Annotated in this window: 25 protein-coding genes and 1 tRNA gene; 19 read left to right on the top strand and 7 right to left on the bottom strand. The window is 70.1% G+C overall.

Translation table 11 applies throughout. The annotated features are described in order from the left end of the window. The first annotated feature begins 41 nt into the window (after positions 1-41). The gene (locus JDY09_RS05950; protein WP_274716011.1) at positions 42-653 is read left to right on the top strand and encodes an acyltransferase; all 612 of its coding nucleotides are present in this window, start codon (positions 42-44) and stop codon (positions 651-653) included. Between the two features lie 19 nt (positions 654-672). Here the strand turns inward: JDY09_RS05950 and panB are convergent, their stop codons facing one another. Genes panB through JDY09_RS05930 form a run of 4 tightly spaced genes read right to left on the bottom strand, consistent with a single transcriptional unit; the run spans position 673 to position 3663 of the window. Then, a complete protein-coding gene (panB, locus tag JDY09_RS05945; protein WP_274716010.1) occupies positions 673-1608 on the bottom strand; it encodes a 3-methyl-2-oxobutanoate hydroxymethyltransferase in 936 nt (311 codons plus the stop codon). Beyond that, complete coding sequence (panD, locus tag JDY09_RS05940; protein WP_428837439.1) at positions 1605-1985, bottom strand: aspartate 1-decarboxylase; 381 nt, start codon at positions 1983-1985, stop codon at positions 1605-1607. Before panD ends, panB begins: the two co-directional genes overlap by 4 nt. Further along, positions 1982-2839 carry a pantoate--beta-alanine ligase gene (gene panC / locus JDY09_RS05935; protein WP_274716008.1) on the bottom strand — a complete coding sequence of 286 codons (858 nt, stop codon included), beginning with the start codon at positions 2837-2839 and terminating at the stop codon, positions 1982-1984. The genes panD and panC overlap by 4 nt, the downstream gene beginning before the upstream one ends. Further along, positions 2836-3663: a DUF2520 domain-containing protein gene (locus tag JDY09_RS05930; RefSeq protein ID WP_274716007.1), complete on the bottom strand. Its 828-nt coding sequence runs from the start codon at positions 3661-3663 to the stop codon at positions 2836-2838. Before JDY09_RS05930 ends, panC begins: the two co-directional genes overlap by 4 nt. 146 nt (positions 3664-3809) lie before the next feature. On the opposite strand from JDY09_RS05930, the gene JDY09_RS05925 reads away from it, so the two are divergent. From JDY09_RS05925 to JDY09_RS05845, 17 genes are all read left to right on the top strand, one after another. Continuing rightward, the gene (locus JDY09_RS05925; RefSeq protein WP_274716006.1) at positions 3810-4529 is read left to right on the top strand and encodes a uracil-DNA glycosylase; all 720 of its coding nucleotides are present in this window, start codon (positions 3810-3812) and stop codon (positions 4527-4529) included. A gap of 41 nt (positions 4530-4570) precedes the next feature. Beyond that, positions 4571-5044, top strand: a complete 474-nt coding sequence (gene tsaE / locus JDY09_RS05920) for a tRNA (adenosine(37)-N6)-threonylcarbamoyltransferase complex ATPase subunit type 1 TsaE (protein WP_274716005.1) — start codon at positions 4571-4573, stop codon at positions 5042-5044. Beyond that, complete coding sequence (gene tsaB / locus JDY09_RS05915) at positions 5045-5737, top strand: tRNA (adenosine(37)-N6)-threonylcarbamoyltransferase complex dimerization subunit type 1 TsaB (RefSeq protein ID WP_274716004.1); 693 nt, start codon at positions 5045-5047, stop codon at positions 5735-5737. Continuing rightward, the gene (gene rimI / locus JDY09_RS05910) at positions 5734-6309 is read left to right on the top strand and encodes a ribosomal protein S18-alanine N-acetyltransferase (protein WP_274716003.1); all 576 of its coding nucleotides are present in this window, start codon (positions 5734-5736) and stop codon (positions 6307-6309) included. The genes tsaB and rimI overlap by 4 nt, the downstream gene beginning before the upstream one ends. Then, the gene (tsaD, locus tag JDY09_RS05905) at positions 6306-7331 is read left to right on the top strand and encodes a tRNA (adenosine(37)-N6)-threonylcarbamoyltransferase complex transferase subunit TsaD (protein WP_274716002.1); all 1026 of its coding nucleotides are present in this window, start codon (positions 6306-6308) and stop codon (positions 7329-7331) included. The genes rimI and tsaD overlap by 4 nt, the downstream gene beginning before the upstream one ends. Positions 7332-7350: 19 nt before the next feature. Further along, complete coding sequence (locus JDY09_RS05900) at positions 7351-7608, top strand: glutaredoxin family protein (protein ID WP_274716001.1); 258 nt, start codon at positions 7351-7353, stop codon at positions 7606-7608. Beyond that, the gene (locus JDY09_RS05895; RefSeq protein WP_274716000.1) at positions 7605-8276 is read left to right on the top strand and encodes a redox-sensing transcriptional repressor Rex; all 672 of its coding nucleotides are present in this window, start codon (positions 7605-7607) and stop codon (positions 8274-8276) included. Before JDY09_RS05900 ends, JDY09_RS05895 begins: the two co-directional genes overlap by 4 nt. 15 nt (positions 8277-8291) lie before the next feature. Beyond that, positions 8292-9464, top strand: a complete 1173-nt coding sequence (locus tag JDY09_RS05890) for a carboxylate-amine ligase (protein WP_274715999.1) — start codon at positions 8292-8294, stop codon at positions 9462-9464. Between the two features lie 46 nt (positions 9465-9510). Continuing rightward, positions 9511-9927, top strand: a complete 417-nt coding sequence (locus JDY09_RS05885) for a hypothetical protein (protein ID WP_274715998.1) — start codon at positions 9511-9513, stop codon at positions 9925-9927. Between the two features lie 16 nt (positions 9928-9943). Further along, positions 9944-10750 carry an S-methyl-5'-thioadenosine phosphorylase gene (locus tag JDY09_RS05880; RefSeq protein WP_428837469.1) on the top strand — a complete coding sequence of 269 codons (807 nt, stop codon included), beginning with the start codon at positions 9944-9946 and terminating at the stop codon, positions 10748-10750. 61 nt (positions 10751-10811) lie between these two features. Continuing rightward, positions 10812-12926, top strand: coding sequence for a sodium-translocating pyrophosphatase (locus tag JDY09_RS05875; RefSeq protein ID WP_274715996.1), 2115 nt, complete (start codon positions 10812-10814; stop codon positions 12924-12926). Positions 12927-13045: 119 nt separating this feature from the next. Next, complete coding sequence (locus tag JDY09_RS05870) at positions 13046-14929, top strand: universal stress protein (protein WP_274715995.1); 1884 nt, start codon at positions 13046-13048, stop codon at positions 14927-14929. A 35-nt stretch (positions 14930-14964) separates the two neighbouring features. Beyond that, entirely contained in the window at positions 14965-15147 is a 183-nt protein-coding gene (locus JDY09_RS05865) for a hypothetical protein (protein WP_274715994.1), read from the top strand. Positions 15148-15236: 89 nt separating this feature from the next. Further along, positions 15237-17174, top strand: coding sequence for an amino acid permease (locus tag JDY09_RS05860; RefSeq protein ID WP_274715993.1), 1938 nt, complete (start codon positions 15237-15239; stop codon positions 17172-17174). 141 nt (positions 17175-17315) lie between these two features. Then, positions 17316-17762, top strand: coding sequence for a potassium channel family protein (locus JDY09_RS05855; RefSeq protein WP_274715992.1), 447 nt, complete (start codon positions 17316-17318; stop codon positions 17760-17762). A 2-nt stretch (positions 17763-17764) separates the two neighbouring features. Further along, the gene (locus JDY09_RS05850) at positions 17765-18448 is read left to right on the top strand and encodes a potassium channel family protein (protein ID WP_274715991.1); all 684 of its coding nucleotides are present in this window, start codon (positions 17765-17767) and stop codon (positions 18446-18448) included. Next, a complete protein-coding gene (locus JDY09_RS05845; RefSeq protein WP_274715990.1) occupies positions 18448-19683 on the top strand; it encodes an NAD(P)/FAD-dependent oxidoreductase in 1236 nt (411 codons plus the stop codon). The genes JDY09_RS05850 and JDY09_RS05845 overlap by 1 nt, the downstream gene beginning before the upstream one ends. 79 nt (positions 19684-19762) lie before the next feature. On the opposite strand, the gene JDY09_RS05840 is transcribed toward JDY09_RS05845, so the two are convergent. The 3 genes from JDY09_RS05840 to JDY09_RS05830 all read right to left on the bottom strand — a co-directional run bounded on the left by JDY09_RS05840 (position 19763) and on the right by JDY09_RS05830 (position 23489). Beyond that, positions 19763-19833, bottom strand: a tRNA-Gln gene (locus JDY09_RS05840). Between the two features lie 64 nt (positions 19834-19897). After that, positions 19898-21691: an ABC transporter ATP-binding protein gene (locus JDY09_RS05835; RefSeq protein WP_274715989.1), complete on the bottom strand. Its 1794-nt coding sequence runs from the start codon at positions 21689-21691 to the stop codon at positions 19898-19900. Beyond that, positions 21684-23489 (bottom strand): ABC transporter ATP-binding protein, encoded by a 1806-nt coding sequence (locus tag JDY09_RS05830; protein ID WP_274715988.1) that lies wholly within the window; start codon positions 23487-23489, stop codon positions 21684-21686. The genes JDY09_RS05835 and JDY09_RS05830 overlap by 8 nt, the downstream gene beginning before the upstream one ends. Between JDY09_RS05830 and JDY09_RS05825 the strand changes: the two genes are divergently transcribed. Next, the gene (locus JDY09_RS05825; protein ID WP_274715987.1) at positions 23464-24552 is read left to right on the top strand and encodes a hypothetical protein; all 1089 of its coding nucleotides are present in this window, start codon (positions 23464-23466) and stop codon (positions 24550-24552) included. The two genes, JDY09_RS05830 and JDY09_RS05825, sit on opposite strands and share 26 nt — an antisense overlap. Positions 24553-24746 lie beyond the last annotated feature (194 nt).

Raw genomic sequence — 24746 nt, 5'->3', positions numbered from 1 at the left:
CTCTCTGGGGCCGCTGGTCGCCGCGCCCGTACACTGCCCGCGTGAGCGAGGAAGTCGGGTGGCTGCGTGCGTGGTGGCGCAAGTGGCGTTGGTTCGAGCGCGACTCGTTGCCGTGGCGGCGTGCCCGCATCCACTGGGAGTTCGCCCGTCGCGGCGCTTACTGCCGCTGGCCGCTGCACGGCAACGCGCTCGAGGCGTTCGCCGAGGGTCGCCTCGAGATCGGCCGCGACGTCCACCTCGAGCCGCACGTCTGGCTTTCGGCACCGGGCAACGCGCGCATCCGCATCGGCCCCGGCACCTTCCTGAACATCGCCGTGATGGTGGCGGCGCTCGAGCTTGTAGAGATCGGCGCGCACTGCATGTTCGCGAACGGCTGCTTCATCAGCGACGCCGATCACCGCTACGACGACCTCGAACTGCCCGTGACCTGGCAAGGGTTCACGAGCAAAGGCCCGACGCGTATCGGCGACAACGTCTGGTGCGGAGCCAACGTCGTCGTAACCAGTGGCGTCACGATCGGCGAGCGCGCGGTGATCGGCGCGAACAGCGTCGTCACCAGCGACATCCCGCCCTACTCGGTGGCGGTCGGTGCGCCGGCACGGGTCGTCAAGCGTTTCGCACCGTCGAGCGAGGATCTCGGCGGCGGCGAGTAACGGCTTCCGCGGAGCGCCCCTAGAGGCTCGGTCCGCCGGTGAAGGGCTCTTCGGTCGCTGCGGCCTCCTCGGCCTCGGCGAGCAGTGAGCGCAGCCGCTCAAGCTCGTCGGGCGCCATCTCGTAGCAGTGCTCGTCGCCGGGGTAGGCGCGACCCCGCACCTCCTCGCAGTAGCGGCGCACTCCCGCCACCATCGCGTCGCGCAGCTCGGCGTAGCGCTTCACGAACCGCGGCTTGTGCCCGCCGTAGATCCCCAACAGATCGTGGAAAACGAGCACCTGGCCGTCGGTCTCGGGTCCGGCCCCGATGCCGATCGTCGGCACCGTGAGACGGGCGACGATCTCGCGCGTCAGCTCGCGCGGAATCGCCTCCAGCACGACCGCGAAGCAGCCCGCTCGCTCCAACTCGAGCGCCTCGCGCAACACCGCCAGCGCACGCTCGGCGGTACGGCCCTGCGACCGGTATCCGCCGAGCTGGGTCGCGGTTTGCGGCGTCAGCCCCACGTGGCCCATCACCGGGATGCCGGCCTCCACGATCGCCCGTGCCCGCTCGGCCGAACGCCCGCCGCGCTCGAGCTTGACGGCGTCGCAGCCCGCTTCCTTGACGAACCGTTGCGCCGACGCCACCGCCTGTTCGTCGGAGCGCTCGTAGCTCGCGAACGGCAGGTCGCCGACGAGCAGCGGCGAGCGCAGACCCCTCCGCACCGCCGCCGCCAACATCAACATCTCGTCGAGCGACACCGGCACCGTGCTCTCGTAGCCGAGGACGGTCATCGCCGCCGAATCGCCGACGAGCACCACGTCGACCCCCGCAGCCTCGGCGACCTCGGCGCTCGGGTAGTCGTAGGCGGTGACCATCACGATCGGCTCGCCGAGCGCCTTCTTCTCGGCCAGCGTCGACAGGGTGACCGGTCGCCCCTTCGCTGGCGGCGCCGAAGCGCGGGGTGCGGCGCTCATCGCACCAGCTCCGAAGCTTTCGTGTCGACCGCCACGATCCGGTTTTGCTCGTCGACGTGGACCACCACAGGGCGGTGATCGTCGAGCTCCTCCTCCTCGTATTCGGCGTAGGAGAGGATGATCAGCGTGTCGCCGGTGTGCACGAGACGGGCGGCCGCGCCGTTGACGCAGATCTCGCGCGACCCGCGCTCGCCCCGGATCGTGTAGGTCTCGAAGCGGTTGCCGTTGTTGATGTCGAGAACGTGCACGAGCTCGTGCTCGCGGATGTCGGCTGCCTCCAGCAGCTCCTCGTCGACGGTGATCGACCCGACGTAGTTGAGGTCGCTGCCAGTCACCGTCGCACGGTGGATCTTCGACTTGAGCATCGTCCTTCTCATAGTTCGGCGCCTCCGAGCGTGACGTTGTCGATTAGCCGCGCGCGCCCGATGCGTGCGGCAACGGCCAGCAGGGCAGGCCGTTCGAGCGACTCGACCGGTCGCAGATCTTCGAGCGAGCGAAGTTCGAGATATTCCGGCTCGACGCCCGCCGCGGCGAGCTCGCCGCGCGCGACCGCGAGCACCTCGGCGGGCGTCACCACCCCGTTCGCGGCAGCCCGTCGCGCCGCCTCCAGCGCGCGCGAGAGGGCGGTCGCGCGTTGGCGCTCATCCGGGCTGAGGTAGACGTTGCGCGAGCTCATCGCGAGACCGTCCGCTTCGCGCACGGTCGGGCAGACGACCACCTCGACCGGGAAGTCGAGGTCGCGCACCATCCGGCGGACCACGAGCGCCTGTTGCGCGTCCTTCTGCCCGAAGTAGGCGCGCTGTGGCTGCACGATGTTCAAGAGCTTGGCGACGACGGTCGTCACGCCGTCGAAGTGCTCGGGACCGCGGCGGTGCGGATCGCCGCAGAGCACCTCGGTGAGACCGCCACGGACGCGCACCGTGGTGCAGTGATCGCTGGCGTACATCTCGTCGACGGGCGGAGCGAAAAAGAGGTCGACTCCAGTCGCGCGCGCGAGCTCGATATCGCGCTGTTCGTCGCGCGGATACGACTCGTAGTCCTCGCCGGGACGGAACTGCGTGGGGTTGACGAACGACGAGACGACGACCGTGTCGCACTCGCTGCGAGCCCGTCGCATCAACGACAAGTGACCCTTGTGGAAGAAGCCCATCGTCGGCACGAGACCCACGCTGCCGCTGCGCCGCTCGTCGAGGGCAGCACGCAGCTCGCGCTTGCTCCGCACGACCTTCATGGCGCGATCGTGGCGGGCCGGGCGGCGTTAGCGAGCGTGCGCGTGTGCGCCGCGAGCACGTCGAAGAGGTCGAGCAGCTCCGGTGCCGACGCTGCGACCGCCGCGCGCTGGCGGGCGACGGTCGCCTCGTCACCGCGCGCGATCGGACCGGTGAGGGCGCGCTCCGGACCGACCGCTGCCCAGCTCTCGACCGTCCGTCGCACGAGCGGTGCGAGCAGCCGCCGAGCGTCCGCAGGAGCCAGACCGGCCGCTGCCGCCACGCGCTCGGCGGCGGCCTCCAGAGTCACGAGAAAGTTCGCCGCGATCGAGGCGGCTGCGTGGTACGCGGCGCGACCGTCGTCCGCGATCGCGAACGGTTCGAGTCCCACCACGGCTGCGAGCGCACGTGCTGCGGCGAGCGCTCGCTCGCTTGTGGCCGCCACCGCGCACCCTGCTCCCGACAGCCGAGCGCGGGCTGCTTGCGGGTCGTCGAGCGGTTCGGGGAAGCTCATCAACGGGTGCAGCGAGAAACCAGCGGCGCCAGCCGCGAGGGCCGGTTCGAGCGCCGCTAGCTCGGTAGCGCCGCTTGTGTGCCCGACGATCGCGACCTGGCCGGCGGCGTCAGCAGCTGCGCTGGTGATCGCCCGGTCAGGTACGCACAGCAGCACGCACTCGCAGCCGTCAAGCGCCCGCGGGGTGCGCTCGCGCCAGCCACGGCCGAGCGGGCCCACGACGTTCACGCCGCCCGCGCGCAGCGCCGCGGCGAAGGTGCGCCCCAGCCGACCGCCGCCGATCACGGCGACGCGTCGCGGCGGCGCGCAGCCGGGGTGTGTGTCCTGTCGCATCGTCCTCGCGACCTGAGGATGGATAAGCGGCCGGTCCACTCCCGCTGGGGTAGCGGCCGGGCGGTCAACGATACAGCCTTCGGGGGCGAGTCCGCCTCCTTTCGCTGTCCACTGGAGTGTCCGGCGCCCTGCTTACCTTGTCGTCCGTGAGCGCTCTGCCTGCGGCCCGCCGTCGCGAGCTGTTGATCGAACTGCTCCACGAGGCACGCGCTTGCACGGCGTGCCCGCTCCACGCTGGGCGCACCAAGGTCGTCTTCGGTATGGGCAACGCCGACGCCGACCTCATGTTCGTCGGCGAGGCGCCCGGCTTTCACGAAGACCAGCAAGGACTTCCGTTCGTCGGCCGAGCGGGGAAGCTGCTCGACGAGTTACTCGCCGGGATCGGTCTGCGCCGCGACAGCGTGTTCATCGCCAACGTCCTCAAGTGCCGCCCGCCCGGCAACCGCGACCCCGAACCGAGCGAGATCGACGCCTGCAAGCCCTTCCTTTTCCGGCAGGTGGAGCTGGTCGACCCGAAAGTAGTCGCGACGCTCGGCAACTTCGCTACCAAGTTGTTGACGCGTTCGCAGCGCGGTATCTCGAGCGTCCACGGTGTCCCCCAGGTGCACGAGATCGGCGGACGCTTGCGCTGGGTGATGCCGCTCTACCACCCCGCGGCTGCCCTGCGCACCCCGCGACTCGTCGACGAGCTGCGCACCGACTTCGCCGCTCTGGCGGAGCTCCTCGCGGGGCCCGAGCCAGCACCGGTGCGGGCCGGCGCCGCTGGCCTCGCGACACCGGGCGAGTCGGGCGCGGGCGTGGCGGCGCGCGCCGACGGATCATCCGAAGCAGTGGGTAGCAGCGAACAGCTCGGTCTTTTCGCCTAACGAGCGCACCTTTCGCGCACGAAGCAGCCACACTTCAGGGGATGGCTGCGCCGACAGCGGCCCGCGAGTTCGGGCAGGCACGCACGATCACGACCACTTCCGCCGCGGAGACGACCCGGCTCGCCGGCGATCTTGCTACCACGCTTGTAGCTGGCGATGTCGTGCTCGTGCGTGGCGAGCTCGGTGTCGGCAAGACCACCTTCATCCGCGGCGCGTGCCGGGCGCTCGGCGTAAGCGGTCCGATCCCGAGCCCCTCTTTCACGATCGGCCAGCTGCTGCCCGCGCGCGCGGTCGAGATCGCCCACCTCGACCTGTACCGGCTCGACCGTCTCGGCATCGAGGAGCTGGCGCTCCTCGAGGAGTACCTGACGCCCGAACGGATCGCCTTCGTCGAGTGGCCGGAGGTGGCCGAGCGCGACGGTCTGCTACCGACGCCCCGCTTCGTAGTGACGATCCGCCACCTTGGCGGAGACCGCCGCGAGCTGACGATCGCCGAGCGACTGGGGGGCGCGTGAATGGCGCTCGCGCTTGCGCTCGACACCGCCCTGCCGGAAGTCACCGTCGCGGTGCGCACCGCGAGCGGCGAGGTCGTCGCCAGCGATCACCTCGAGGGGGAGGCGGGCGTCGCCGGCGCGGCGCTGTCGGGGCGTCCCGCTCACGGTCGCGAACTGCTCGCCGCGGTGCGCAGCTGCTTGGAGCGGGCGGGCGGCGAACTGCAGGACGTCGGACAGGTCTACGTGGGGATCGGTCCCGGTGGCTACACCGGTTTGCGCGTGGGGGTGGCGACCGCGCGCGGCATCGCCAGCGCCCTCGGGCTCGAGCTGCGACCTGTGCCCACCCTCACCGCGCTGGCGCACGGCATCGAGGGCGAGCTGCGCCTGGCGGTGATCGACGCCCGGCGTGGCGAGGTTTTCGCGACGCTTATGCGCGGCGAGGAGGAGCTATGGCCACCGTTCGTCGCCGACCCGCGTGCCCTCGCCGACCGTGTGCGCCGCGCGGGCCTCGAGCCTCGCGCAGCGGGCGACGGCGCTTTGCGCTACCGCGACGAGCTCGCGGCGGCCGGTGCCACCGTGGCTGCCCCCGCATCGCCCGAACACCGGCTGCAAGGTGCGGCGCTTTTCGCTGTCGGCGACTCGCTGCGGGCGGTGCCACCGATGGCCGTCAAACCGCTGTATTTGCGTGACCCCGACGCCCGACCGCGACAGTGAGCGTGCCGCCAACCGACCGCAAGCGCCCACGCGACCTGGCGATCCGCCGGCTCGGGTTCGGCGACCTGCCGCAGGTCATCGCGATCGAGCGCCGTGCCTTCCCGGCTCCGTGGTCGCTGGCGATGTTCGTGCTCGAGCTGTCGAAACAGTCGGGCATCTGTCTTGCCGCCGAGATCGACGGAACGTTGGTCGGCTACCTGATCTGCTCCCGCTACGCACACATCTGGCACGTGATGAACGTCGCCGTCGATCCCGCACACCAGCGTCGCGGAGTAGCGAGCGCACTGCTGCGAGCGCTGTTCGGCGAGGCCGACGCACCCGGGGCCGAGTACACGCTCGAGGTGCGACCGTCGAACACGGCGGCGATCCGACTCTACGAGCGGTTCGGTTTCCGCGTCGAGGGTCGACGCAAGGCGTACTACCACGACAACCGCGAGGACGCTCTCGTTATGTGGCGGCGCGTCCCGGTCGACGCCAGCGGTCCGGCGCCGGTCGAGGTCGCGCAGCGCGGCAGAGCAGCGCGCGCGACGGGCGCGGCTCGGCCCGCACACGACGGAGGTGAGCGCAAATGAGTGGCGGTGACCGTTTGATCCTCGGTGTCGAGACGAGCTGCGACGACACCGGCGTGGCGCTGGTGACGGCAAGCGGCGAGATCCTCGCCAACGTCGTCGCCTCACAAGGTCTTCTCCACGACCGCTACGGCGGCGTCGTGCCGGAGGTAGCGGCGAGACGCCACCTCGAGGTGATCGACGCCGTCGCGAGCGACGCCTTCGAGCGTGCCGGCGTCACACCCGCCGATGTCGATCTCGTCGCGGCGACGCAGGGACCGGGACTGATCGGTGCGCTGCTCGTAGGTTTTTCGTGGGCCAAGGCGTTCGCTAGCGCGCGCCGCCTACCGTTCGTGGCCGTCGACCACCTGCACGGCCACGTCGTCGCTAGCACGCTCGAGGACGAGCCGATCGAGGCGCCGTTCTTGGTGCTGGTCGCTAGCGGTGGGCACACCTTCCTGGCCTGGGTCGAGGACCCCGCCCGGTACGAAGTGGTGGGGGAGACGCTCGACGACGCCGCCGGCGAAGCGTTCGACAAGGGTGCTCGGCTGCTGGGCTTGCCGTACCCCGGCGGCCCGCACCTCGACCGCCTCGCCCGCAGCGGCGACGCCTCGGCCTTCTCCTTCCCGCGTGCCCGCCCTGGGCGGCTCGACTTCAGCTTCTCGGGGCTCAAAACCGCGCTGCTCTACACCGTGCGCGAGCTAGGGGAGGAGCGCACCCGCGAGCGGCGTGCGGATCTTGCCGCTTCCTACCAGCGAGCGATCGTCGACCAGCTGCTAGCACGCGTCGCGCGAGCGGTCGAGGAGTTCGGGGCCGAACGCGTAGCTCTCGGTGGCGGCGTAGCGGCGAACAGCGAACTGCGGGAACGCGCCCGTCAGCTAGCTGCCGAGCTCGGCGTGCGCTTGTGGACACCGCCGCTCGCGCTCTGCACCGACAACGCTGCGATGATCGCCGGCGTCGCTCGCTTCGTTCCCGCGCGGCCGTACCCCGATTACCTGGAGATCGACGCTGCGGCCCGCTTGGAACGGGCGGCGCCGGTGGCTTGAGCCGGGCCGCGAGACGACCGTGCAAGAGCACGAAACAGGCCTCGTACTCGTAGGGAAGGCTGGCTGTCACCTGTGTAGCGAGCGCAGCGAGCTCGTGCGCGCCGAGGCGAGGCGCCGCCACCTGACCTTGCGAGAGCTCGACGCGGCGCTCGATCCGCTGCTAGAGCGGCGCTTCGGGCAGCGCGTGCCGGTGGTGCTGTGGAACGGCGAACCGCTTGTCGAGCTCGACTTCGACGCCGCTGAGCTGCGCGAGGCTCTCGATAGAGTGGGCGCGTGAGCGCGAGCGAGCAGGCGATGATCGAACGCGCGATGCAAGGAAGCCGCGAGCGCCTCCCGCTCGGGGTGGCCGCGCGGCTGTCGCGCTACCTGCAGGTGCTTACTCAGGCCAAGAAGATGGGCCGCTCGACGATCTCGTCACAGGAGCTCGCCGAGTACACGCACATCAATCCCACGCAGATTCGGCGCGACCTTTCAGGCTTCGGAAAGTTCGGCAAGCGCGGTGTCGGCTACAACGTCGATTCGCTCGTCTCGCAGATCCGCAAGATTCTGCGCACGGCGGGGCGCCGCCACAACATCGCGTTGTTCGGGGCCGGACGGCTCGGACAGGCGATCGCCGGCTCGGAGATCTTCGCCGACCACGGCTTCCGGGTAGTGGCTGTGTTCGACGTCGATCCCGAGAAGATCGGGATGGAGGTGGGGCCGGGGCTCGTCGTGCGTCCCTACGACGAGATGCGCCGGGTGATCGACGAAGAGAGCGTCGTCGTGGGTGTGCTCGCCGTGCCGAGCGCCGTCGCCCAGTCGGTCGCGGACGACCTCGTCGCCGCGGGAGTGAAGATCATCTTCAACTACTCGGAAGCGCTGCTGCAGGTGCCGCCGGACGTGACGGTGCACACCTCGAGCCCGGCTGTCGACCTGCTCTACGCTCTGTACTTCTATCTGACCTGAAGCGCGCTCCCGGCGGTGGACGTGACGCAGAGCCCTGCACTGCTCCTCGACATGTCGCACGTGCGGGAGGTGTTCGAAAACTCCCGCGACTTCACGGTGGGGATCGAGGAGGAGTTCCAGATCCTCGACCCCGAGACGTTGTCGCTGGCGCACCGCTTCGACGAGCTGAAAGCGGCGGCCGCCTCCGACCCGGTTCTCGCCGAGGCGGTTTCGGGCGAGCTGATCCAGTCCGAGATCGAGATCCGCTCCGGTGCGGGCAACGACTTCGCTGACGCTCTGCGCCGCCAGCGCGAGGCGCGGGCGCGCCTGTTTCGCCTCGCCGCCGAGCGCGGGGCGGTGCTCGCCGCCTGCGCGACCCATCCCTGGAGCCCTTGGCAGGAGCAGCGCATCATCGACACCGAGCACTACCACCGCGTCTCCGACGGGCTTCGCTACGTCGCCTGGCGCAACAACACCTTCGGCTTGCACGTGCATGTCGGTGTGCGTGGGGCCCAGCGCGCGGTCGCCGTCTGCGACCGCCTGCGCCCGGTGCTACCCGAGCTTTTGGCGCTGTCGGCGAACTCCGTGTTCCTGGATGGTCGCGACTCGGGGCTGCACAGCGTGCGCACGCAGATCTTCACGCGCGCATTTCCGCGCTGCGGGATTCCCGAACCGTGGTACGGGTTCGACGAGTACGCCCGCCACGTCGAGTTTCTCGTGCGCACGAACTGCGTTGTCGAGCACACCCAGCTGTGGTGGAGCGTGCGTCCCCACCACGCTTTCGGAACGGTCGAGGTGCGCATCTGCGACGCCCAGTCGAGCGCCGACGAGTCGAGCGCGCTCGCCGAGTTGATCGTCGCGTGCGTCGCGCAAGCGGCGCGCGACGTCGACGAGAACGTTCCCTTCGTGCACCCGCCGGTGCGGCTCGTCGAGGAGAACGTGTGGCGGGCGCTCCGCTACGGCCTCGACGGCAAGTTGATCGACCTCGACAAAGGCGAGGAGTTTCCGGCCGCCGCCGTCGCCGAGCGGCTTTTGCGTTGGACCGAGCCGGCGCGCAGCGAGCTCGGGCTCGATCCGCAGCTTCCGGCCGTCAACGGCGCGCAGCGGCAGCTGCGTGCGTACGCGGGCGGCGCGTCGATCGGCGAGGTTTTTCGCGCCGAGGTCGAGAACGCCCAGCGCACTTATGCGGCTGCCAGTGTCGGGACCTGAGCGGTAGCGGCGGACAGCGCTAGACGGTCGCGGAGGGACGAGGGCAGTGTCCGACTCACGCGAAAGCGAGGCAGCCAAGGGCAGGTCCGGTTCGCGCGCGGACGGGGCGCGCACCGGTGGAGGGGAGCGGCCCGGTGGCGAGGGGGCGCAGTCGCCACCCGTCCCGCCCAAGACCGCAGACCTCGCTGCGCAGTACGGCGCGGTTTTCGTGAGCGTCGCCGCTGCGCGCCTCGAGCGCCCGGAACACCGCGACCTCGACGAGGCGCGGCGCGCCATCGACGCGGCTCGCGCTCTCGTCGAGCTCTGTGCCGAGCGCGAGCGACGCGCTCTGCGCGACGCCCTCGCCGCGGTGCAGTTAGCGTTCGCGCGCGCCGTTCGTGCGCCGGCCGCCGAACGCGGCACGGGTGCCGGAAGGGCTTCTGGCGACAGCGACAAGAACCGGCTGAAGGATGGGGACAACTAACAGAGCGCTGGACGAGCTGAGGGAACGCGAGCCGGTCGGGATCTTCGGCGGGTCGGGCTTCTACTCGTTCCTCGACGACGTCGAGGAGATAGTGCTCGACACGCCGTACGGCCCGCCGTCGGCGCCGATCCGGGTGGGCGAGATCGACGGTCGCGCGGTCGCCTTCATGCCGCGTCACGGCGACCGCCACACGCTCCCGCCGCACCGCATCAACTACCGCGCCAACGTCTGGGCGATGCGCGAGGTCGGTGTCAGGCGCATCATCGGTCCCTGTGCCTGCGGGTCGCTCAAGCCCGAGCTCGAACCCGGCACCTTCGTCATCTGCGACCAGTTCATCGACCGCACGCGCGGGCGGATCGACACCTTCTACGACGGGCCGCGCACCACGCACGTCGCCGCTGCCGACCCGTACTGCGCCGATCTCGGCCAGCTTCTCGCCGATTGCGCGCGCGAGCTTTCGATCCCCGTGGTCGAGGGGGGAACGGTTGTAGTCATCCAGGGGCCGCGTTTCTCGACACGCGCCGAGTCGCGTTGGTTTGCCCAGATGGGCTGTGACGTCGTGAACATGACGCAGTACCCAGAAGCGTGGCTGGCGCGCGAGCTCGGGCTTTGCTACGCGAACGTGTCGCTCGTCACCGACTACGACGCTGGTCTCGAGGGTCGCGACGACATCGAGCCGGTGTCGGCCGACGCCGCTTTCGAGGTCTTCGCCCGCAACATCGATAGACTGCGCGCGCTCCTGTTCCGGGCGGTTCCGCGCGTCGGGCCGCAGCCGGAGGACCAGTGCGCGAGCGCCCTCGACCGCGCGATCGTCCAAGGATAGGAGCGTTCCCGCCGTCCAGGCGGCACTCGGAGAGCCACTCACACGACGGAGGAGAGCTTCCTTGACCGACTTCTTGAACGACTACGGAGTGATCGTCGCGCTCGCCTGCGCAGCGGCGGCGATCGCGTACGGCCTGCTTACGACGCGCTGGCTGCTCGCCCAGCCAGCCGGCAACGAAGAGATGCGTGCGATCTCGGCCGCCGTCCAGGAAGGCGCGAGCGCTTATTTGCGGCGCCAGTACACGATCATCGGTGCCGTCGGCGTGGTGCTCGCCGTTCTCCTCGGCGCCGCGCTCGAGGCGCAAGGCACCAACGGCGTCCAGGTCGCGATCGGCTTTTTGATCGGCGGTGCGTTCTCGGGCGCGGCCGGCTTCATCGGCATGAACGTCTCGGTGCGCGCCAACGCTCGCGTCGCCGAGCAGGCGCGCAAGGGTGTGGCGGCGGCGCTGAGCGTCGCCTTCAAGGGCGGCGCGGTGACGGGCCTGCTCGTCGCCGGCCTCGCTTTGCTGGGCGTCGCCGGCTACTACGGCGTGCTCTTGCTCGCCGGTGTCGACGAGAAAGAGGCCGTCGATGCTCTCGTCGGTCTCGGTTTCGGCGGCTCGCTGATCTCGGTGTTCGCACGTCTCGGCGGCGGCATCTTCACCAAGGCCGCCGATGTCGGCGCCGACCTGGTGGGCAAGATCGAGGCCGGGATCCCCGAGGACGACCCCCGCAACCCCGCTGTGATCGCCGACAACGTCGGCGACAACGTCGGCGACTGCGCCGGCATGGCGGCCGACCTGTTCGAGACCTACGCGGTGACGGCCGTCGCCGTGATGCTGCTCGGCGTCCTCACTTTCCAGCAGAAGACCGAGGTCGCCGTCTACCCGCTCGTCGTCGGCGGTGTCTCGCTAATCGCGTCGATCATCGGCACCTTCGCGGTGCGCACGCGCAACGACAACGTCGAGCGCGCGCTTTACAAGGGCTTGATCACATCGGGCGTGATCTCGGCGATCGCCTTCCTGCCCGTCAGCAACTGGCTGATGGACGGTCTCGCCTTCAAGGAGAACGCCTCGTCGCTGCTGAAGGGAGGTAGCGACGTACCGACGGCGACCGACCTGTGGCTCTGCACGCTGATCGGCGTGGCCGTAACGGCCGGGCTTTTCATCATCACCGACTACTACACGTCGACGCGCTTCCGGCCGGTGCGGACGATCGCCCGCGCCTCGCAGACTGGCCACGCGACGAACATCATCCAGGGTCTAGCCCAGGGCTTCCAGGCGACCGCGGCGCCCGCGATTCTGATCTCGCTGGCGATCCTCGGCGCTTACGAGCTCGGAGGCCTCTACGGCATCGGCGTCGCCGTGATGGCGCAGCTGTCGCTGACCGGTCTGATCGTCGCGCTCGACGCCTTCGGACCGATCACCGACAACGCCGGTGGCATCGCCGAGATGGCCGATCTGCCGGAGTCGGTGCGCAACGTCACCGACCCGCTCGACGCCGTCGGCAACACCACCAAAGCGGTTACGAAGGGGTACGCGATCGGCTCGGCGGTGCTCGCCGCGCTCGTGCTCTTCGCCGCCTTCGTCGAGGAGCTCCGTGACGAGGCCACCGCTTCCGGTCACGCCGGTGACATCGGGCTCGGCACGTTCGACGTCGCCCAGCCCGAGGTGCTTATCGGACTCGTGATCGGCGGCATGATGGTCTACCTGTTCGCTTCGCTCGCGATCGAGGCCGTCGGCCGCGCCGGCGGCGCCGTGGTAGAGGAGGTGCGGCGCCAGTTCCGCGAAAAGCCGGGCATTATGGAGCGCACCGAGAAGCCCGACTACGGTCGCGCGGTGGCGATCGTCACCGCCGCGGCACAGCGCGAGATGATCCTGCCGGCGCTGATCCCGATCGTCGTCCCGCTCGTTGTCGGCTTGCTGTCGTACAAGGCGCTCGGCGGGCTCTTGATCGGCGTGATCGTCGTCGGCTTCTTCGCCGCTGTGTCGATGACCTCCGGCGGCGGCGCATGGGACAACGCCAAGAAGCTGATCGAAGATGGCGAGTTCGGCGGCAAAGGGTCGGAGGCGCACGCTGCCTCGGTCACCGGCGACACCGTCGGCGACCCCTACAAAGACACCGCCGGGCCGGCGATCAACCCGATGATCAAGGTCGCGAACATCGTCGCGCTTCTGATCATCCCGTTCCTCGTCTGAGCGCTCGGCTCCCGACTTCAGCGCGTCCGGTGCGGAAGCTGGCGACCTTGGGGTCGTCCTTCCGCACCGGCGCTGCTGTCCCCGCGCTCGCCTCCTGCGGCGACTAGCGTTCCAGCGCGATGGCCCGCTTTCGGCCGCGCAGCGTCGGACTCGAACGGGTGCTCGGGGCTGGAGCTCTCTTCAGCACCGCCTACGGCAACGTCGGCAGCTCGATCTACTACGCGCTCGGCCTCGTCGCCGTCTTCGCGCTCGGGCTGACGCCGGCCGTTTTCGTCATCGCCGGCTTGATCTTCGCCTGCACGGCCGCGACCTATGCGGAAGGAACGACGATGTACCCGGAAGCCGGCGGATCGTCGTCGTTCGCTCGCCACGCCTTCAACGAGCTGTGGGCGTTCGTGGCCGCGTGGGGGCAGATGCTCAACTACATCATCACGGTCGCGATATCGGCCTTCTTCGTCCCGCACTACCTCGGGGTTTTCTGGCCCGAGCTGGGACGCTCGCCGGCTGACATCGTCGCGGGAATCGCGGTGATCGCGGTGCTCGCGGCGATCAACGTGATCGGTGTCAAAGAGTCGGCGCGGATGAACGTGATCTTGGCCGTCACCGACTTCTTGACGCAGGTCGCGCTGGTGGTCGCTGGCCTGGTGCTGGTCTTCTCGCCAGAGGTTCTCGTTCGCAACGTCGACTTCGGCCGTAACCCGACCTTAGGCGACTTCCTCGTCGCGATCCCCGTCGGGATGGTGGCCTACACCGGCATCGAGACGATCTCGAACATGGCCGAGGAAGCGCGCGACTACGGGCGCACGATTCCGCGCGGCATCGCCGCGGTAGTCGCCGCTGTGTTCGCGATCTACGCCTTCCTGCCGGCGGTCGCCCTCTCGGCGATGCCGGTGGACAACGGGCGCACCCTGCTCGCGCTGTCGAAAGAGGAGGGAGGTTTCGCCGACGACCCGGTGCTCGGCATCGTCGAGAACATGCATCTCGGCGTGCTCCAGCGCCCGGCCGAGATCTACGTCGGACTGCTGGCGGCGACGATCCTTTTCCTCGCCACCAATGCGGGCCTGATCGGCGTCTCTCGCCTCACCTACTCGATGGGCCAGTACCGCCAGTTGCCGCAGAAGCTGCGGTCGCTGCACCCGCGTTTTCGCACCCCGTACGTGGCGATCGTCACCTTCAGCCTCATCGCCTGCGCGACGCTTCTGCCGGGGGAGGCCGAGTTTCTCGGCACGATCTACGCCTTCGGGGCGATGCTCTCGTTCACGATCGCCCACGTTGCCGTGGCCACGCTGCGCGTACGCGCGCCCGAGGTCGAGCGGCCCTGGCGCGGCCCCGGCACCCTGCGCGTCCGCGGGCACGAGTTGCCTGTCTACGCGGTGGTCGGCGGAATTGGCACCGGGCTCGCGCTCGTCGTCGTTTCGGCACTCGATCTGCGCACCCTGGCCGTCGGTTCGGTGTGGCTCGCGGTCGGGCTCGCGCTGTACGTCGCTTACCGCAAGGGGCAAGGGCTTGGGCTGACGGAGACGCGCAAGATCGTTTTGCCCGAGCCGGTCGTCGAGCGCGAGGTCGAGTACGAGTCGATCCTCGTGGCGTTCGACGGCGGGCAGTTCGAACCCGAGGCGGTGCGCACCGCCTGCAAGCTCGCGGCGCGGCGCAACCGAGCGGTGCACGTGCTGGTGCTGATCACCGTGCCCTACAACCTGCCGATAGACGCGGCGATGCCGGCCGAGGAGGAAGCGGCCCAGACCGTTATCGACTCGGCACGCGTTATTGGCGGTCGGCGCGTGACCGGCCACTGGGAGAAGGTGCGGCCGGGCGGTGCCGGGAGGCGCATCGTCGACGAGGCGCGTGCGATCAAGGCGCGGGCGGTGGTGATGCCAGTGCCGTCGCGGCGCGCTGGTGGCGGTTTCGGCAACACGATCGAGACCGTCTTGGCGGAAAGGCCGGGCCGCGTGATCCTGGTCTCGCCGCGACCGGCGCAACGCGATCTGCAGCGCGCGGCGTAGCGGTTCGGGCCGAGCGCGAGCGTACGATTCGCGCCATGGAACGGCTGTACCTGGCTTCCGCCGTCGCTCTCGCGCTGGCTTTGTTGGCCCTCGGGCTCGCGATGATCGCGGTCACGACCGCAAGCGGCGGCGGTCCGGGTGCAATCGGTGTCGTCGGCGGCGTTGCGCTCGCGACGCTCGGTTTCCTGCGCCTTGTTCTGCTGCGACGGCGACGGTGAGCGAGCTGCGCAGGTCCCAGTTGGGTGCATGGCGGCGGCGCCCGGCTCACGTGTCGCGCCCCGGTAGCGACCAGGGGCGGGAGGCGCGCTTGGAACAGCTGGAAGCGACGATCGCGCGCGGCATCGGCGAACCGGCGATCGTTGGCGTCGCGGTCGGGACGGTCTCGGCGGCCGTCTACTTCGCCCTCGGTGTGGTGACGCGCGACGCGCTCGGGCTCACCCCGCTCGTGCTCGTCTTTGTCGCCTTCTTCTACTTCTTGACCTCCCTCACCTACGTCGAAGGCAACGTGCTCCACCCCGAGCGGGGCGGTGCGTCGACGTTCGCGCGCTACGCCTTCAACGAGCTTGTGAGTTTCGTCGCGGGATGGGCGATCGTGCTCGACTACCTGATCGTCGCTGCTGTTTGTGCGCTCGCCGTGCCGCACTACCTCGGCGCGCTGTGGGATCCCCTCGACACGAGAGCCGCCGAGATCGGCATCGCCGCGCTGCTGCTCGCGCTCGGTGCCGTGCGCAACGTGCGCGGGCTCGGTGTCGAACGGTTGCGTCGCTCGTTTCGGATCGGGGTAGTCAACCTCCTCGCAGTGCTGTTGCTAGCCGTCCTCGCGCTCGCCTTCGGACCGACGCTGGCCGATCCCTTCGCCGATGTCGAGCTCGGCAGCCGGCCTGAGCTCGCCGACCTCGCGTTCGCGGCGGCGCTCGCCACGGTCGCCACCACCGGTATCGAGGCCGCCTCGGGGCTTGCCGAGGAGGTCCGGCTGCCGCGGCGAGCGCTGCGTCGGGCGGTGGGTGCGGGCGCCATCTCGGTCTTGCTCCTGCTCGGCGCGATCTCGCTCGTGGCGCTGTCGCTCCTTCCCGCGCGCGACGGCCGCACCCCCCTTAGCGACGAGTACCTGCTGACACCGGTGCTAGGCATCGCCACGGTGCTCGAACCGGAAGCGCTGCGCGAGGTAGCGCGTGTAGCTGTGGTGCTGCTCGCCACGCTGGTCTTGGGCCGGGCGGTCACGTCGCAGCTTCTCGGCGTTGCACGGCTGACCTACTCGCTGGCGACCAACCAACAGGTGCCGAGCGCGCTCGGGCGCCTTCATCCCCGCTGGGCTACGCCGTACCTGGCGATCGGCGGCGCGGCGGCGCTGGCGTTCGTGCTGGCCCTCGCCGGCGACGTCGATCTGTTGCTCGGGCTGTACGCGTTCGGCGCTCTACTCGCATTCACCATCGCGCACCTGTCGGTGCTCGTCCTGCGCTTCCGGGAAGGTGCACGACAGCGGCCGTTTCGGGTTCCGCTCGGGATCCGCGTGCGCGGCGCGGTCGTGCCGCTGCCGACCTTGTTGGGCGCGCTCCTCGCAGCAGCGGGATGGGTGAGCGTGCTCGTGCTGCACCCCGGCGCCCGCTGGCTCGGGTTGGCGTGGCTCGCCGTGGGTCTCGCACTCTACGTCGGCTACCGGCGGACAAGCGGCAAGCCGCTGACGAAGCGCTTCCGGGTGCCCGAGTCGGTGCTGCGTGAACCGCTGGAGCAGGAGTACCGCAGCATCCTCGTCCCGGTGACGGGTGATCCGATGGACGTCGAGATCGTCGGCACGGCCGGCCGGCTCGCCGCGGAGGAGGCTGACGAGACCGAGGGGCCGCCGATGCTCGAGGTGATCTATCCGCTCGAGATCCCGCTCTCGCTGCCGCTCGACGCGGCCCTGCCCGAAGAGCGGCTCGAGACGGCCCGTCGGGCGCTGCAGCGCGCTCGCGCGGTGGGCGAGGAGTACGAGGGAGTGCATGTGCAGACGGCGGTCGTACGCACGCGCCAGGCAGGGCAAGCGATCGTCCAGGAGGCGCGTCGTCGCGGCGTCGAGGCGATCGTTTTGGCGGCCGAGGCACCGTCGCGCACGCGCGGGGGGCGGGTGCTGGGCGGACGTGGCTCGCCGCGCGACCGCACGCTCGGCGAGCTCACTCGCTATGTGCTCGAGAAGGCGCCTTGCCGTGTGATCCTCACGGCACCGCCCGCCGGCGAGGAAGGCGAGCGCGTCGGCGTCGCGCCCTAGGCCGTGGCGTTCGCTGTGCGCGGCGGTGGCCGCCGAAAGCCCGGCTCGTGCTCTCGTCGACAGCGGCCGGGTGCGCACGGCTGTGCGCGCGTGACGGTAGATCACGCGCTTGCCCAGAGGTGCCGATAGAGTGAACCCTCGATGTTCGTGCTCATCGTCGGAGCGGGACGGGTCGGATCGGCGATCGCCAAGGCGCTTCTCGCCGACGGCCACCAGGTGTCGGTACTCGACGAGGACCCGGAAGCGATCCAGCTGCTGAACCAGGGCAGCGACCTCACGTGGGAGGAACGTGGCGGACGGTTCACCGTTGGCACGGCGCTCGAGCTCGACGCCCTCAAGGAGGCGGGCATCGAGCAAGCCGACGCCTTCGTGGCTTCCACCGATGGCGACAACACCAACCTCGTCGTAGCGCAGATCGCCAAGCGCCAGTTCAACGTCGAGCGCGTCGTGGTGCGCGTGCTCGACCCGTTGCGTGCTCGCTGGTACTCCGAGCAAGGACTCCAGACTGTCTGTCCCACCCAGACCGCGATCGACCTGATGCGCGCCGCCGTCTACGGTCAGATCCGCTTCGAAGGCGTCGCCGGCTAGCGATGGCGAAACCGATGTACGTGATCATCGTCGGCGCCGGCAAGGTCGGCTGGAACCTTGCGCGCGAGCTGATCAACAAGGGCCACGAGGTCACCGTCATCGAGTCGAACCTGCGCCGCTACCAGATCGTCGAGGAGGAGCTCGAACACGCAATCCAGTACGGCGACGGGTCCGAGCTGTGGGTGCTCGAGCGCGCCGGCATCGAGCGCGCCGATCTCGTTATCGCGGTGACCGGCGACGACGAGGACAACATCCTCATCTCGCAGGTCGCGCGCGAGAAGTACGGCGTCCCGCGGATCGTCGCGCGCTGCAACAACCCCCGCAACCTCCAGCACTTCAAGCTGCTCGGGATCAGCCCGGTGGTTTCCGCCACCGACCTTATCCTGCGCCTCATCGAGCACGAGGTTCCCGAGTACGGCCTCGTACACCTCCTCGACCTGCCCGCCGAGCAGCTCGAGATCATCGAGCTCGAGGTCGACGCTGGCAGTCCCGCTGCCGGACGCCGGGTGGGCGACCTCGAACTGCCCGACGGTGCGCTCGTCACCGCAATTCTCCGCAACGGAAACGGCTTCGTGCCCAACCCGGATTCGGTGATCGAGCCAGGTGACGAGGTGCTCGTCGTGCTCGACGTGGGATTGGAAAACCAGGTCACCGACATCTTCCGCAGTCGCCCGGAGGCGGCTTGATGACCGCCGTCCGCGAGGTCGATTTCCTGATCGTCGGTGGCGGCCTGGCCGCCGCCGCCTGTGCCGCCGAGCTGCGCGAAGCGGGCGCCGACGGCGCGATCCTGCTGGTAGGCCGCGAACCCGACCCGCCCTACGACCGGCCGCCGCTCTCGAAGGAGTATCTGCGCGGCGAACAACAGCGCACTGACGCCTACTGGAAGCCGGAGAGCTTCTACGCCGAGCGCGCGATCGAGTTGGCTACCCGCACCTCGGTGATGGCGATCGATCCCGGCGAACGCAGCGCGAAGCTTTCGAACGGCGAGACCGTACGCTGGAAGCGCGGCGCTCTGCTGGCCACCGGTGCGAACGTCCGCCGCTTGCGGGCGGAGGGCGCCGATCTCGAGGGGATTCACTATCTGCGGACGTTCGGCAACGCCGACGCGATCCGTGCCGACGTCGAGCGCGCCGAGCGCGTCGCGCTGGTGGGCGGGAGCTTCATCGCGTGCGAGTGCGCAGCGTCGATCGCGTCGCGCTGGGACAAGCCCTGCGAGCTCGTGATGCTCGAGGACGAGCCGCTCGAGCGCCAGTTCGGGCCTGTCGTCGGCCGAGCGATCGGCGGGTTGCTGCGCGACCGTGGTGTCGTCACGCACGGCGGCGAAGAGGTCGAGCGCTTCGAGGGCGACGGGCGCGTGCGGGCGGTGGTCACCAAGAGCGGCAAACGCATCGCGGCCGACTGTGTGATCGTCGGCGTCGGGGCGGTGCCCGACGTGATGCTCGCGCGGCGAGCCGGTCTCGCGCTCGGAGAAACCGGGGGAGTCGCGTGCAACGAGCAGCTCGAGACGTCCGCGCCGGGGATCTACGCTGCCGGCGACGTCTGCGAGTACCGGAGCGCGCTGCACGGCGGTCCGCTGCGCGTCGAGCACTGGGATACCGCCCTCAACCACGGCCGCCACGCCGCCCGCAACCTGCTCGGGGCGAACGAGCCCTACGACACCGTCCCGTACTTCTTTAGCGACCTCGCCGATTGGCTTTCGCTCGAGTACGTCGGTTCGGGCGGCGGCGAGGCGGTCGTGCGCGGCTCGCTCGACGACGGGTCGTTCACCGTCTTCTACGTCGCCGACGGTCGGGTGCGTGCCGCCCTGACCGCGGGCGGCCGCTCCGGGGAGCTGGAACAAGCGCGACGCCTGATCGAGTCCGGCCACGCGGTCGACAGCGACCGGCTCGCGGACCCTTCCAGCGACCTAGCGGCGCTCTAGCGGGGCGCGAAACGACTGTCCGGCTCGCCGCGGGCTGGGCGCCAGCGCGCCGCGTATTGCAGCTGGCCGCGTCTTACAGCTGGGGAACCAGGATTCGAACCTGGACTAACGGGGCCAGAACCCGTCGTGCTGCCGTTACACCATTCCCCAACGCTTTTGCGCCGGCCCGCGGCGGTGAAGCTCTGGCACCGCGGCGCGCACGGCGCGGGACGCGTCAGAGTCTAGCCGCACCAGCCCCGTTGCTGGACCCCTCGACCCATGCCCGCCACAGGCGGGCGTAGGCTCCGCCGGCGGCGAGCAGCTGCCGGTGGGAGCCGCGCTCCACGAGCCGCCCGTGTTCGAGCACCGCGATCTCGTCGGCGCGCACCGTGCCCGCCAAGCGGTGGGCGATGACCAGAACTCCACGCCCAGCGCTTAACCGTGCGAGCGCAGCACGCACGTGCGCCTCCGTGGCGGCGTCGACGGCCGAGCTCGCCTCGTCGAGGATCAGGATCGCCGGGTCGGCGAGCACCGCGCGGGCAAGGCACACGAGTTGTCTTTCGCCCGCCGACAGGCGACCCCCGGCCTCGCCGACGTCGGTGTCGTAGCCGGCCGGCAGACGCTCGATCGTCGCGTGCACACCCACGGCACGCGCCGCGTCCTCGACCGCGGAGCGTCCGGCGCGCGCATCGCCGAGCGCGATGTTCTCGGCGATCGTGCCTGGAAACAGGAACGGCTCCTGCGGGACCAGCAGCACACGCCGGCGCAGCTCGGCCTGGGCGAGCTCGCGGGCGTCGATGCCGTCGACTAGGACGGCGCCGTCGTCGGGATCGATCAGCCGGCAGGCGAGCCGTGCGAGCGTCGTTTTGCCCGCGCCGGTCGGGCCGACCAGGGCCACCGTGCGTCCCGGCGCGAGAGCGAGCGAAACCCCGTGCAGCACCCGGTGCGCACCGTCGTACGAGTAGCTCGCCTCGACGATGCGCACCGCGGGTCGGGCGCGGCGGAGTGGGCGCGGACGTGGCGGGTCGTCGAGCTCGGGTTCGCGCCGCAAAAGTTCGAGCACGCGGTCGAGACCGGCGACGCCCGCTTGGTAGGTGGTGTGAAGCTGCGAAAGCTGCTGGACGGGATCGAAGAAGTTCTGGAGGTAAAAGACGAACGCCGCCAGCGTGCCGATCGACGTCGCACCGTCGAGCACGCGCTTGCCGCCGACCACCACGACCACCACCGTGGCGAGCCCCGTCAGAAGCTCGACGCCCGGGAAGTAGGCGGCGTTGAGGCGGACCGTGCGCATGTTCGCCGCCACGTTGCTTTCGCCGAGCTCGGCAAGCTCGCGCAGGTGTCGCTTCTCCTGGACGAAGAGCTTGCTCGTGCGAATTGCGGCGAGGGTCTGCTGGATGTAGGCGGTGATCGCGGCGATCCGCTCGCGCGTGATGCGGTAAGCAGCGCGCGACGCCGAACGGAACCACAGACCCGCAGCCAGGACGGGCAGCGCGAAACCGAATGCGAGCGCGGCAAGCGTGGGGTCGAGCAGGAACAGCACGACGGCGAGGCCGACGAGCGTCAGCGTCGCACTGACGAACGTCACGGCGCCGTCGCTGAGGAGCTGATCGAGCGCCTGGACATCGTTGGTGAGACGCGACAGCGACGTTCCGGTGGCGACACGGTGGTGGTACGCCAGCGGCTGGCGCAGCAGGTGGCCGAACGCGCGCACGCGCAGGTCGCGCAACACGGCTTGGCCGACGATGCCGACTAGCAGCGTCTGGGCACGGCTGGTCGCGAAGACGAGGGCGCTGCTGGCGAGGAAGGCCGCTGCCAACAGCGCGATCGTGCCGTTCCCGCGGTGGTGTGCGGCCGCGTCGACGACGCGGCCGGCCAGATACGGCGGCGCGAGCGAAGCGGCGGTCGCACAGACGATCGCGGTCGCCGCGGCCAGCGCGCGACCGCGTTGCCCGGCAAGCAGAGCCCACAGGGCGCGCAGGCGGTGCTCCGGAAGCTCGGCGCTGGTGTCGCGAGAGCGCGCGTCAGGCATCGACCGTGCTCCTCCCGTGCGCGCCCGGCGCGCCCGCGCTCGATCGCCCCGCGGCGCCCGCTCGACGGTCGCGCACCTTGCCGCCGTCGAGCGCCACCACACGGTCCGCCAGCTCGAGGAGAGCGGGACGGTGGGCGACGATCAGCGTCGTCTGGCGGCGAACGATCGGCGCGATGCGCTCGGCGATAAGGCGCTCGGTGCGCGCGTCGACGCTCGCCACCGGATCGTCGAGGATCAAAACGCGCGGGCGCAAGAGGAGCGCGCGCGCCAGCGCGACGCGCTGGCGTTGACCGCCGGAGAGCCGCTGGCCGCGCTCGCCAAGCAGCGTGTCGAGCCCCTGGGGAAGCTCTTCCAGCAGCTTCTCTGCACCGGCCGCGGTGAGCGCGGCGACGATTTCGCTGTCGCTCGCCGCCGGGTCGCCGTAGGCGACGTTAGCGCGCAAAGTCAAGGGCAGCAGCGGGGCGTCGGCGCTCGCCAGACACACTGCGCGACGAAGCTCGGCGAGCCGCAGCTCGCGCACGTCGACGCCGTCCAGCAACACCGCCCCGCGGTCGACGTCGTATAGGCGGGCGACGAGCGCGGCGAGCGTGCTCTTGCCGCAGCCTGTCGGTCCCTCGATCCCAAGCACGCTTCCCGGCTCGATGGTGAGCGAGAGTCCGCGCAGGATCGGCCGTGCCGGGTCGTAGCCGAACCACACGTCGCGCAGCTCGAGCTGCCCGTGCCCGCGCGGTAGGGGGCGCGCCGGCCGCCGTTCGACGATCGCGGGGCGGCGATCGAGCACCTCGAACACGCGGTTGCCGGCAGCCACCGCACGCTGTGCCATCCCAAGGGCCATACCGAGCGTGCGCATCGGGCCGCTCAGCACGACGACGTATCCGTAGAAGGCGACGAACTCACCGAGCGTCACCGACCCCGACCGCACCGCCTGCGCGCCCACGACGAGCAGCGTCGCCAGCCCGAGCTGAGGAAGGAACGCGATCAGCGGCCCGTAGAACGCGCGCAGCCGGGTAGAAACCAGCGCCTGGGCGTAGAGGCGTCGGGCGGACCCAGCGAAGCGGTGTTGGCGCCACGCCTCGGCAGCGTGGGCCTTGACGACCTGGATCCCGGCTAGCGACTGCTCCGCCTCGGCGGTGAGCTCGGCGAGGCGCTGCTGGACGAGCTGGCTCGCCGGGCGGTTTCGGCGGCCAAAGCGTGTCGCCGCGGCGATCAAGAGCGGCGCCGGCCACAGCGCGACAACTGTCAAAAGTGGGCTCGACCAGACCATCACCGCAAGCGCTACGACCAGCGTCACGAGCGACTGGATCGCGAAGACCAGGCCGTAGCCGAGGAAGAAGCGGATCGACTGCAGGTCGGCCGTGGTGCGCGAGACGAGCTGACCGATCTCGCTCCTGTCGAAAAACGCACTGTCGAGGCGGTGGAGGTGGGCGTACATGAGGTTGCGGAGGTCGCGCTCGACACCGAGCGAGACACGACCCGCCACCAGCCGGCGGGCGACGCTGACGAGCCAGCGCACGATCGCAAGCGCGGCGATCGCAGCCCCGTAGAACTCGAGCCTCGCGCCGCCGGCACGGATATCGTCGACGGCGCGGCCGATCACGTAGGGGATAGCGACCCCGGCCGCGAGCGCCGCGCAGGCCAACAGCACCGAGGCGACCACGGCGGCGCGGTAGCGGTCGAGGAGACCTAATAGACGGCGGAACGTGCGCAACGCACCGACTGTACGAACAGGGCGCGTGAACGCGATCGCCCGGCGCGAGACGCTAACCCCGAGCGTGGCCACGACGATCCTCGTGGCCACGACGCTGCTCCTTGCCGCAGTCGCGTCGCTGGTGGGTGCGGGCCCGGCTGCCGCTGCCCCACCGGCGCTGCGTTTCGGCATCGCACCGCTCGCGCAGGCGGGCCAGATCGGTGCGACCCCAGCCCCCGCCGTCGGCGAGGATCTGCGCGCGACCTTGCGGTGGCTTGACCGTCTGCGGCCCGCGCGGCATCCTTTCGTGCTCCGCCTCAACCGCTTTTTCTGGGCCGACGGCGAACGCGGGTTCGCCCGCTACCTGCGGTTGGCGCGGCGCTTCGGCGCCGCCGGTTACAAGATCGAGCTCCAGGTCCGCTACCGCCCACCGGTCGGCAAGGCGGGCGATATTCGCGCCTGGACAGCTCACGTGCGGGCGGTGGTGCGCCGCTTCGGGCGCATCCGCGCGGTTGAGGCGCTGCAGATCGCCAACGAGGTGAACTTCGATTTCTCGCCCGACTCGTCGGACGGGTGGTTCCCGGGGGCGCGGCGCGCCCTCGTTGCGGGAGTGATGGCCGCGCGCGACGAGGCGCGGCGACTGCGCTTGCGCCATCTGCGGATCGGTTTCAACTGGGCTTACCGCCGCGACCCGGCCTTCGAGCGAGCGTTCTGGCGCGACCTCGGGCGTCTCGGTGGAGCTCGCTTCGCGCGCTCGGTTCAGTGGATCGGTCTGGACGCATATCCCGGCACGGTGTTCCCGCCCCCGTCGCCGGGTCTCGACGAGGGGCGGGCGCTGGTCGCCGCCGTCCGCGAGCTGCGCAAGTACGCCCGCCTCGCCCATCTCTCCTCGCGTCTGCCGCTGCGGATCGAGGAGTGCGGCTGGCCGACGTTCCCCGGGCGCTCCGAGCGCTACCAGGCGACAGCGCTGGCCCGCATGGTGCGCGCGGCGTGGCGCGCCCGCGGCGAGCTACGGATTACCGACTTTCGCTGGTTCAACCTGCGCGACGGCGACAGTTCTTCGCCGCTGCCGTTCCAGCATTTCGGCCTATTGCGCAGCGACTACACACCGAAACCGGCGTTCGCGACCTATCGACGCTTGCTGCGCGACCTTCTCAGCCGCGGCCACCGCTAAGCGAGCAGCGACCGAAGGGCGCGGAAAATTTTTTTCTCCGCACCCGCAAGTTTCCGCGCCGCCCTGCGTTTCCCCTTGCAAAAGCGCCAAAAGACTTCCCCAGGGGGCAGGGGAATCGCCGACCGCAAGGGAGGCGTCCAGCACGAGGGCGGTGTAGTGGGGGCACCGCCCTCGTTCCTTTTCGGGTGCCTTGC

The sequence above is a fragment of the Thermoleophilum album genome (assembly GCF_028867705.1).
Classification (GTDB): Bacteria; Actinomycetota; Thermoleophilia; order Solirubrobacterales; family Thermoleophilaceae; genus Thermoleophilum.
Note: the sequence above shows the minus strand (reverse complement) of the source record. Positions and strands in the feature narration are given on the sequence as shown.